We start from the raw sequence: 9,111 nt of genomic DNA on the forward strand, positions 1-9,111 counted from the left end.
CGAGACAGGACACAGAGTGCTCCCGTGCGGCGCCCGCGCCCCGGACGGCGGCCATCGCGGATCACGCGGGCCGCGGACGTCAACGGCGGACGGTCCACCGAGACCGTCGCCGGACCAGGCGCGGCGCCCGGGAGCCTGACGGGAGAAACGCCCGCATGCTCGAGCCGACCGAACCCCGTGAGGGTTCCGAACCGAACACTCCGAGCGACACCCTGCCGCCGCGCAGGAGTCGCCGTGCCGCCTCCCGCCCGGCGGGCCCGCCCGCCGGCGCGGAGGCACCCGCCGAGGTGACCGTGCCGGCCATACCGGCCGCGGACTCCGACGAGATCACCGTGGCTGCGGCGGAGGGCACCGACGAGGCCGTAGCCGCAATCGAGGCCGAAGAGGCCGTTGAGGCTGTGGAGGCCGACGTGGAGAGCCCCGAGACCGCAGAGCCCGTCCCGGCGCCCGGCGCCGAGGAGGCCGCTCCCGCAGGCCGTCCGCGCCGTCGGGCCACGCGCCGTGCGTCCGCGCCCGCGGGGGCGCCGTCGGCCACCGAGGCCGTCGAGACCGTCGTACCGGCCACGCCCGCCGCCGGGACCGAGAAGCCCGCTGCCGTCGCAGAGGGCGGCGAGGTCGTCGTCGGCGAGGAGGCCGCCCCGCGCCGTACCCGCCGCCGCGCCACGCGCAGCGTGTCCGCGCCGACCGGTGCCACCGGAGCCCCGGAGGCTCCCAGCGCCGCCGCTGCCGCCACGGAGGAGGCCGCCGAGGCCACGGTCCCCGCCGCTCCCGCCGAGGCCGCGCCCGCCGGCCGCCCGCGCCGCCGGGCCACACGCCGCGCTTCCGCGCCGGCCGGGGCGCCCGTGTCCGCCGAGGCCGCGGAGACCGTCGTACCGGCCACCGCCGCGCAGGCCGCGCCCGCTTCCGCTGCGGCCGCGGCCGCCGAGGCCGGCCGGACCCAGGAGGAGCCTGCCGCCGCCGAGACGCCGACCCCGGCCCAGGAGGCCGCGCCCGCCGGCCGTACCCGCCGTCGTGCCACCCGCCGCGCGTCCGCGCCCGCCGGGGCACCGAAGGCCGCCACCGAGGAAGCCCCGGCTGCCGCTGCCGCTGCCGCAGAGGCGGCCCCCGCCGCCGAGGCCCCCGCTGCCGCCGAGGTGAGCGGTGCCGCCGAGGAGGCCGCCCCGCGCCGTACCCGGCGCCGGGCCACACGCCGCGCGTCCGCGCCCGCCGAGGCCGCCGCCGCTCCCGTCGCCGAGGCCGAGCCGACCGCAGCCGAGGCCGCGCCCGCCGGTGCCGGCGCGCAGACCCCGGAGGTCCCCGCCGCCACGCCCGCCCCCGAGCCCGCCCCCGCCGCCCCGTCGGCCCCCGTCGAGGAGGCCGCTCCGCGTCGTGCCCGGCGCCGGGTCGTGCGCCCCGTGTTCGGGTTCTCCGAGCCCGCGCAGCCCGCGCCGGCCGCCGAGTCCGGGGACGCCGAGGGTGAGTCTCCGCGTCGGCCCGCCCGGCCCGCCGTCGCCGTCTTCCAGGCGCCGGTGTTCACCGAGCCGAAGTTCCAGACCCCCGAGCGCGCCGCCGCCCAGGCTGCCGCGGAGGCTGCCGAGGCCGCCGGGGCGGAGGAGCCCGAGGAGCCCGAGGAGTACGCGGAGGAGCGCGCCGAGACCGGCCCGCGCCGCCGCCGTCGTCGCCGGGGCGCCGCCGTCGCCGATGAGCCGGAGACCGTCCAGGCCGCCGAGCCCCAGGAGACCGAGCAGGCCCAGGAGCCCGTCGAGGACCTCGCCGAGGGCGAGGAGGCCGAGGAGACGGAGGGCGCCGAGGGCTTCGAGGAGTCCGGCTCGCGCCGCCGTCGCCGTCGTGGCGGCCGTCGCCGTCGCCGCGGTGACGCCGCCGAGGGCGAGGGCGCGGACGCCGAGGCCGATGAACTGGCCGCCGAGCAGGCCGCGCAGGACGCCGAGGACACCGCCGAGCAGGAGGAAGAGGACGCCGAGGAGGACCGGGACGAGGCCGCGTCCTCCAGCGCCGGGAGCCGGCGCCGCCGCCGGCGTCGTCGCCGGGCCGGTGACACCGCCCTCGACACCGAGCCGTCCGCCGACGACCCCGAGCGTACGGTCGTCAAGGTCCGCGAGCCGCGCAAGCCCAGCGAGCCGTCCGACGAGGTGCAGTCCATCAAGGGCTCGACCCGTCTGGAGGCCAAGAAGCAGCGCCGCCGCGAGGGGCGCGAGCAGGGCCGCCGGCGTGTTCCGATCATCACCGAGGCCGAGTTCCTGGCCCGCCGTGAGGCCGTCGAGCGCGTGATGGTCGTGCGCCAGCACGGCGAGCGCACCCAGATCGGCGTCCTGGAGGACGGCGTGCTCGTCGAGCACTACGTCAACAAGGAGCAGGCGACGTCGTACGTCGGCAACGTCTACCTGGGCAAGGTCCAGAACGTGCTGCCGTCGATGGAGGCCGCGTTCATCGACATCGGCAAGGGACGCAACGCCGTTCTCTACGCCGGTGAGGTCAACTTCGAGGCGCTGGGCATGGCCAACGGCCCGCGCCGCATCGAGTCCGCCCTGAAGTCCGGCCAGTCGGTCCTCGTCCAGGTGACGAAGGACCCGATCGGGCACAAGGGCGCGCGTCTGACCAGCCAGGTCTCCCTGCCGGGCCGCTACCTCGTGTACGTCCCCGAGGGCTCGATGACCGGCATCAGCCGCAAGCTGCCCGACACCGAGCGGGCCCGGCTGAAGACCATCCTCAAGAAGATCGTCCCCGAGGACGCGGGCGTGATCGTGCGCACCGCCGCCGAGGGCGCGAGCGAGGACGAGCTGCGCCGGGACGTCGAGCGGCTGCAGGCGCAGTGGGAGGACATCCAGAAGAAGTCGAAGAACGGCAACGCCCCGTCGTTGCTGTACGGCGAGCCGGACATGACCGTCCGGGTCGTGCGCGACATCTTCAACGAGGACTTCTCCAAGGTCGTCGTCAGCGGTGACGAGGCCTGGCAGACGGTCCACGGGTACGTCTCGCACGTGGCCCCGGACCTCGCGGGCCGGCTGCAGAAGTGGACCTCCGAGGTCGACGTCTTCGCCACCTACCGGATCGACGAGCAGCTCGCCAAGGCCCTGGACCGCAAGGTCTGGCTGCCCAGCGGCGGTTCGCTGGTGATCGACCGGACCGAGGCGATGGTCGTCGTCGACGTCAACACCGGCAAGTTCACCGGCCAGGGCGGCAACCTGGAGGAGACGGTCACCAGGAACAACCTGGAGGCGGCCGAGGAGATCGTGCGCCAGCTGCGGCTGCGCGACCTCGGCGGCATCATCGTGATCGACTTCATCGACATGGTCCTGGAGTCCAACCGCGACCTGGTGCTGCGCCGCCTGCTGGAGTGCCTGGGCCGCGACCGTACGAAGCACCAGGTGGCCGAGGTGACCTCGCTGGGTCTGGTGCAGATGACCCGCAAGCGGGTCGGCCAGGGCCTGCTGGAGTCCTTCTCCGAGACCTGTGTCCACTGCAACGGCCGCGGTGTCATCGTGCACATGGAGCAGCCGACCGCCGCCGGCGGCGGTGGCGGCAAGCGCAAGAAGCGCGGCCGGGGCGGTGACGTGCAGGAGCACGTGCACGAGACCGCCGCCGTGGCCGTGGAGACCGGCGAGGCCGTCGAGCCGGAGGTCGAGACGGCCGTCGAGGTGGCCGCCGAGGTCGCCGAGCCCGTCGCGCTGCCCGCGCCCGACTTCGCCCCCGACGAGGAGCTGTACAGCAGCGTCGCCGAGGCGGAGGCGGCGGCCACACGTGGCCGCACGCGGCGCCGGGCGAGCCGCCGGGCCTCGGCTCCGGCGGGCGCTCCGAAGGCGGAGCGGGCCGTGAAGGCTCCTCGGGAGGAGGCCCCGCAGCCCGAGGCCGCGCAGGAAGAGGCCCCGACGACGGTGGCCGCCGAGGCGCCGACCGCACAGGAGGTCACCGCCGAGGAGGCGGCGTCGCGTCCCGTGCGTCCGGAGCCGGCCGCCGAGGCCCTGGCCGAGCCCGCGGCCGTCGAGGACCAGGTGGTTCCGGCACCGCAGGCCGAGTCCGCCGAGGAGGCGGCACCCAAGGGCCGTACGCGCCGTCGTGCGACCCGGAAGGTGTCGGCGCCGGCCGGTTCCCCCGCGGGCGCCGAGGCGGCCGTGGTGACGGTGCCCGAGACCGCGCCCGCGGCCGAGGCCCCGGTGGCACAGCCCGAGCCGCAGCCCGAGGCCGCGGCTCCGGCCGAGGAGGCGCCCGCCGAGAGCGCCGCCCCGGCCCGCCCGCGCCGCCGTGCCGTACGCGTGGCCAGCGCTCCGACCGCGTCCGAGGAGACGGCCGTCGTGGTCGTCCCGTCGGCCGCGGCGGAGGAGGCCCCGGTCGCCGAGGAGACGGCCGAGGAGGCCGCTCCGGCCAAGAAGGCGGCCCGCAAGACCGCCAAGAAGGCCACGGCGAAGAAGGCCGCCGCCAAGAAGACCGTGGCGAAGAAGACGACGGCCAAGAAGACGGCCGCCAAGAAGACGACGGCCAAGAAGGCGGCGAAGACCGCCAAGACGGCTGCCGCGAAGTCGACGGCGAAGAAGACCGCGGCGGCTCCGCAGACGGTGTCGTCCGCGTCGTCCGCTTCTTCCGACGACAGCTGACCTGTCGCCGCGACACGGTGTGGCCCTGTCCACCTCAGGACAGGGCCACACCTGTTTGCCGTCGGGCCGAGCCACCGTGCCACATGTGAAACAAAGGAGAGAACCGCGATGATAGGCCTCGTGCTGGCGGCTGGTGCCGGACGGCGTCTTCGCCCCTACACCGACACTCTGCCCAAGGCCCTCGTGCCCGTCGGGGCGGAGGACGCACCGGACGTCCTCACCGTCCTCGATCTGACGCTCGGCAACTTCGCCGAGGTGGGTCTGACCGAGGCCGCGATCATCGTCGGCTACCGCAAGGAGGCCGTCTACGAGCGCAAGGCGGCTCTGGAGCAGAAGTACGGCCTCAAGCTCACCCTGATCGACAACGACAAGGCCGAGGAGTGGAACAACGCCTACTCCCTGTGGTGCGGCCGTGACGCCCTCAAGGACGGCGTGATCCTCGCCAACGGCGACACCGTGCACCCGGTCTCCGTCGAGAAGACGCTGCTCGCCGCGCGCGGTGAGGGCCGTCGCATCATCCTCGCCCTGGACACGGTGAAGAACCTCGCCGACGAGGAGATGAAGGTGGTCGTCGACCCCGAGAAGGGCGTTCGGCGGATCACCAAGCTGATGGACCCGGCCGAGGCGACCGGCGAGTACATCGGCGTCACGCTCATCGAGGGCGACGCCGCCGAGGAGCTGGCCGACGCCCTGCGGGCCACGTTCGAGCGTGACCCGCAGCTGTACTACGAGGACGGCTACCAGGAGCTGGTCGACCGGGGCTTCAAGATCGACGTGGCGCCGATCGGCGACGTGCCGTGGGTCGAGATCGACAACCACGACGACCTCGCCCGGGGACGGGAGATCGCATGCCGGTACTGACCAGGCTGATTCCCTCGCCGGTCGTCGTGGACATCCGCCCGGGTGCCCTGGACGACCTGGCGAGCGTCCTCGCCGACCAGCGCATCTCGCACTCCGGCCGGCTCGCCGTGGCCGTCAGCGGCGGCTCGGGTGCCAGGCTGCGCGAGCGCATCGCCCCGTCACTGCCCGGCGCCGGCTGGTACGAGGTCGGCGGCGGCACCCTCGACGACGCCGTCCGGCTGGCCGACGAGATGAAGTCCGGCCACTACGACGCGGTCGTGGGGCTCGGCGGCGGCAAGGTCATCGACTGCGCGAAGTACTCCGCGGCGCGCATCGGACTGCCCATGGTCGCCGTCGCCACCAACCTCTCCCACGACGGCATCTGCTCGCCCGTGTCCATCCTGGACAACGACGCCGGCCGCGGCTCGTACGGCGTGCCCACCCCCATCGCCCTCCTCATCGACCTCACGGTGATCCGCGAGGCCCCGATCCGGTTCGTGCGCTCGGGCATCGGCGATGCCCTGTCCAACATCTCCGCGGTCGCGGACTGGGAGCTGTCCAACCGCGTCAACGGCGAGAAGCTCGACGGCCTGGCCGCCGCCATGGCCCGTCAGGCGGGCGAGGCCGTGCTGCGCCACCCGGGCGGATGCGGTGACGACGGGTTCCTGACCGTGCTGTCCGAGGGACTGGTGCTGTCGGGCGTCGCCATGTCGATCGCCGGACACACCCGCCCCTCGTCGGGCGCCTGCCATGAGATCAGTCACGCGCTCGACCTGCTGTATCCGAAGCGGGCGGCGAGCCACGGCGAGCAGGTGGGCCTCGGTGCCGCCTTCGCCACGCACCTGCGGGGCGATCACGAGGGCTCCCGGCTGATGGCCGACGTGCTGCGCCGGCACGGGCTGCCCGTCGTGGCGGAGGAGATCGGCTTCAGCGACGACGAGTTCGTCCGGGCCGTCGAGTTCGCCCCGGAGACCCGGCCCGGCCGCTACACCGTCCTGGAGCACCTGGAGCTGTCGCCGAGGGGCATCAGGGAGGCGTACGCGGACTACGTCGCCGCGGTCGCTGCATGAGCCGACGCCCAGTTTGACCCCTACGGCCGTGCCCCGTAACCTTGACCGTCGGCGTGTCCACTGAGCACGCCACATCCCCGTAAACCTCTTCCTCCCGGGCACTGGGTTGGCCGGGAGAGGTCGTCCATGGCGTTTCTGGGCGGCTGGCCTGCGGGGGTGCCGGTTCTGAACGAGCGAAAGAGAGATCCGCGTGTACGCCATCGTGCGCAGCGGTGGTCGCCAGCACAAGGTTGCTGTCGGCGACATCGTTGAGGTTGACAAGATTTCCACCGCCAAGGTTGGCGACACGGTCGAGCTCTCGACCCTGCTCGTTGTCGACGGCGACGCTGTGACCAGTGACCCGTGGGTGCTGGCCGGCATCAAGGTCCAGGCCGAGGTCGTGGACCACCACAAGGGCCAGAAGATCGACATTCTGCGCTACAAGAACAAGACCGGCTACCGTCGTCGTCAGGGCCACCGCCAGCAGTACACGGCGATCAAGGTCACTGAGATCCCCACGGCTGCGAAGTAAGGGACTGAGAACAGATGGCACACAAGAAGGGCGCATCGTCCACCCGGAACGGTCGCGACTCCAACGCCCAGCGGCTCGGCGTGAAGCGCTTCGGCGGTCAGGTCGTGAACGCGGGTGAGATCCTGGTCCGCCAGCGCGGCACCCACTTCCACCCCGGCGCCGGTGTCGGCCGTGGCGGCGACGACACGCTGTTCGCCCTGCAGGCCGGTGCGGTGGAGTTCGGTACCCACCGTGGCCGCAAGGTCGTGAACATCGTTCCGGTCGCCTGAATCGGCTGATTCAAGGAGCCTGAGCCAGGCTCCGACCGAACGCTTTCGCGAGGCGGACCTCACTTCCCGGTCGGGAAGGCGGGTCCGCCTTTCGCGTGTTGACCCTGGTGTCAACGACTGCACATACCCGCACTATCTGGAGGCACTGAACCATGACCACCTTCGTGGACCGCGTCGAACTGCATGTCGCCGCGGGTAACGGAGGTCACGGCTGTGCCTCCGTACACCGCGAGAAGTTCAAGCCGCTCGGCGGCCCGGACGGCGGCAACGGCGGACGCGGCGGTGACGTCATCCTGACCGTCGACCAGTCGATCACGACGCTGCTCGACTACCACCACTCGCCGCACCGCAAGGCCACCAACGGCAAGCCCGGTGAGGGCGGCAACCGCTCCGGCAAGGACGGCCAGGACCTGATCCTGCCGGTGCCGGACGGCACCGTCGTCCTGGACAAGGCGGGCAACGTGCTCGCCGACCTCGTCGGCCACGGCACCTCGTACATCGCCGCCCAGGGCGGCCGCGGCGGCCTCGGCAACGCGGCGCTGGCCTCCGCCCGCCGCAAGGCGCCCGGCTTCGCGCTGCTCGGCGAGCCCGGTGACCTGCACGACATCGTCCTGGAGCTCAAGACCGTCGCCGACGTGGCGCTGGTCGGCTACCCGAGCGCCGGCAAGTCCTCGCTGATCTCCGTGCTCAGCGCGGCCAAGCCGAAGATCGCCGACTACCCCTTCACGACGCTCGTGCCGAACCTCGGTGTCGTCACCGCCGGTTCCACCGTCTACACCATCGCCGACGTGCCGGGTCTGATCCCCGGTGCCAGCCAGGGCAAGGGTCTGGGCCTGGAGTTCCTGCGGCACGTGGAGCGGTGCAGCGTGCTCGTGCACGTGCTGGACACCGCGACCCTGGAGTCCGACCGTGACCCGGTCTCCGACCTCGATGTCATCGAGGAGGAGCTGCGGCAGTACGGCGGCCTCGGCAACCGGCCCCGGATCGTCGTCCTGAACAAGGTCGACGTACCGGACGGCAAGGACCTCGCCGAGATGGTCCGCCCCGACCTGGAGGAGCGCGGCTACCGCGTCTTCGAGGTGTCGGCGGTCGCACACATCGGGCTGAAGGAGCTGTCGTACGGGCTCGGTGAACTGGTCGCCAAGGCACGCGCCGCGAAGCCCAAGGAGGAGGCGACGCGGATCGTCATCCGGCCGAAGGCCGTGGACGACGCGGGCTTCACGGTCACCCGCGAGGAGGTCGGCGGGGAGCCGCTGTTCCGGGTGCGCGGCGAGAAGCCCGAACGCTGGGTGCGGCAGACCGACTTCAACAACGACGAGGCGGTCGGCTACCTCGCCGACCGGCTCAACCGCCTCGGTGTCGAGGAGCAGCTGATGAAGGCGGGTGCCCGCTCCGGCGACGGCGTGGCCATCGGTCCCGAGGAGAACGCGGTCGTGTTCGACTGGGAGCCGTCGGTCACGGCCGGCGCGGAGATGCTCGGGCGCCGTGGCGAGGACCACCGATTCGAAGAGTCCCGCCCCGCCGCCCAGCGGCGCCGGGACCGGCAGGCCGAACGCGACGAGGCCAGCCGGGAGTTCGACGACTTCGAGCCGTTCTAGCAGCCGTTCCAGCCCGCCCGCCGCGCGGAGCAGGGGAAACGAAAGAGGGCGGGCCGGAGGTGATCCTCCGGCCCGCCCTCTCGTCTTCTCGGTGCCGGCGTCAGCTGTCGTCGCCCGTCAGCTCCTGGCCGACATAATCGCGAAGCCAGGTCCGGAAGTCCGGGCCCAGGTCTTCACGTTCGCACGCGAGTCTGACAATGGCACGCAGATAGTCGCCCCGGTCGCCGGTGTCGT

The 9,111-nt window shown here is 73.0% G+C and carries 6 protein-coding genes and 1 pseudogene; 6 read left to right on the top strand and 1 reads right to left on the bottom strand.

Annotated elements, in window-relative coordinates; genetic code table 11:
* The first annotated feature begins 155 nt into the window (after nucleotides 1-155).
* From ACIGXP_RS17310 to obgE, 6 genes are all read left to right on the top strand, one after another.
* Nucleotides 156-4,589, top strand: coding sequence for an Rne/Rng family ribonuclease (locus ACIGXP_RS17310; RefSeq protein ID WP_399769073.1), 4,434 nt, complete (start codon nucleotides 156-158; stop codon nucleotides 4,587-4,589).
* A gap of 108 nt (nucleotides 4,590-4,697) precedes the next feature.
* Complete coding sequence (locus ACIGXP_RS17315) at nucleotides 4,698-5,450, top strand: sugar phosphate nucleotidyltransferase (protein ID WP_399769075.1); 753 nt, start codon at nucleotides 4,698-4,700, stop codon at nucleotides 5,448-5,450.
* Complete coding sequence (locus tag ACIGXP_RS17320; RefSeq protein ID WP_399769078.1) at nucleotides 5,438-6,499, top strand: iron-containing alcohol dehydrogenase family protein; 1,062 nt, start codon at nucleotides 5,438-5,440, stop codon at nucleotides 6,497-6,499. Before ACIGXP_RS17315 ends, ACIGXP_RS17320 begins: the two co-directional genes overlap by 13 nt.
* A gap of 190 nt (nucleotides 6,500-6,689) precedes the next feature.
* On the top strand, nucleotides 6,690-7,010 hold the full coding sequence (rplU, locus tag ACIGXP_RS17325; RefSeq protein WP_003990208.1) for a 50S ribosomal protein L21: 321 nt from the start codon (nucleotides 6,690-6,692) through the stop codon (nucleotides 7,008-7,010).
* Nucleotides 7,011-7,024: 14 nt separating this feature from the next.
* On the top strand, nucleotides 7,025-7,279 hold the full coding sequence (gene rpmA, locus ACIGXP_RS17330; protein ID WP_023550764.1) for a 50S ribosomal protein L27: 255 nt from the start codon (nucleotides 7,025-7,027) through the stop codon (nucleotides 7,277-7,279).
* 152 nt (nucleotides 7,280-7,431) lie between these two features.
* Complete coding sequence (obgE, locus tag ACIGXP_RS17335) at nucleotides 7,432-8,877, top strand: GTPase ObgE (protein WP_363219394.1); 1,446 nt, start codon at nucleotides 7,432-7,434, stop codon at nucleotides 8,875-8,877.
* 100 nt (nucleotides 8,878-8,977) lie between these two features.
* Here the strand turns inward: obgE and ACIGXP_RS17340 are convergent.
* Nucleotides 8,978-9,111, bottom strand: a pseudogene (locus ACIGXP_RS17340) (UTP--glucose-1-phosphate uridylyltransferase); the annotation flags it as partial.

Origin of the sequence: Streptomyces sp. NPDC053069 (assembly GCF_044546895.1) — a bacterium.
Taxonomy (GTDB): Bacteria; Actinomycetota; Actinomycetes; order Streptomycetales; family Streptomycetaceae; genus Streptomyces.

Excerpts from the sequence above, each read along its gene's own strand:
- ACIGXP_RS17310 (WP_399769073.1), top strand. The coding sequence starts at position 156 with ATGCTCGAGCCGACCGAACCCCGTGAGGGTTCCGAACCGAACACTCCG.
- ACIGXP_RS17315 (WP_399769075.1), top strand. The coding sequence starts at position 4,698 with ATGATAGGCCTCGTGCTGGCGGCTGGTGCCGGACGGCGTCTTCGCCCC.
- ACIGXP_RS17320 (WP_399769078.1), top strand. The coding sequence starts at position 5,438 with ATGCCGGTACTGACCAGGCTGATTCCCTCGCCGGTCGTCGTGGACATC.
- rpmA (WP_023550764.1), top strand. The coding sequence starts at position 7,025 with ATGGCACACAAGAAGGGCGCATCGTCCACCCGGAACGGTCGCGACTCC.
- obgE (WP_363219394.1), top strand. The coding sequence starts at position 7,432 with ATGACCACCTTCGTGGACCGCGTCGAACTGCATGTCGCCGCGGGTAAC.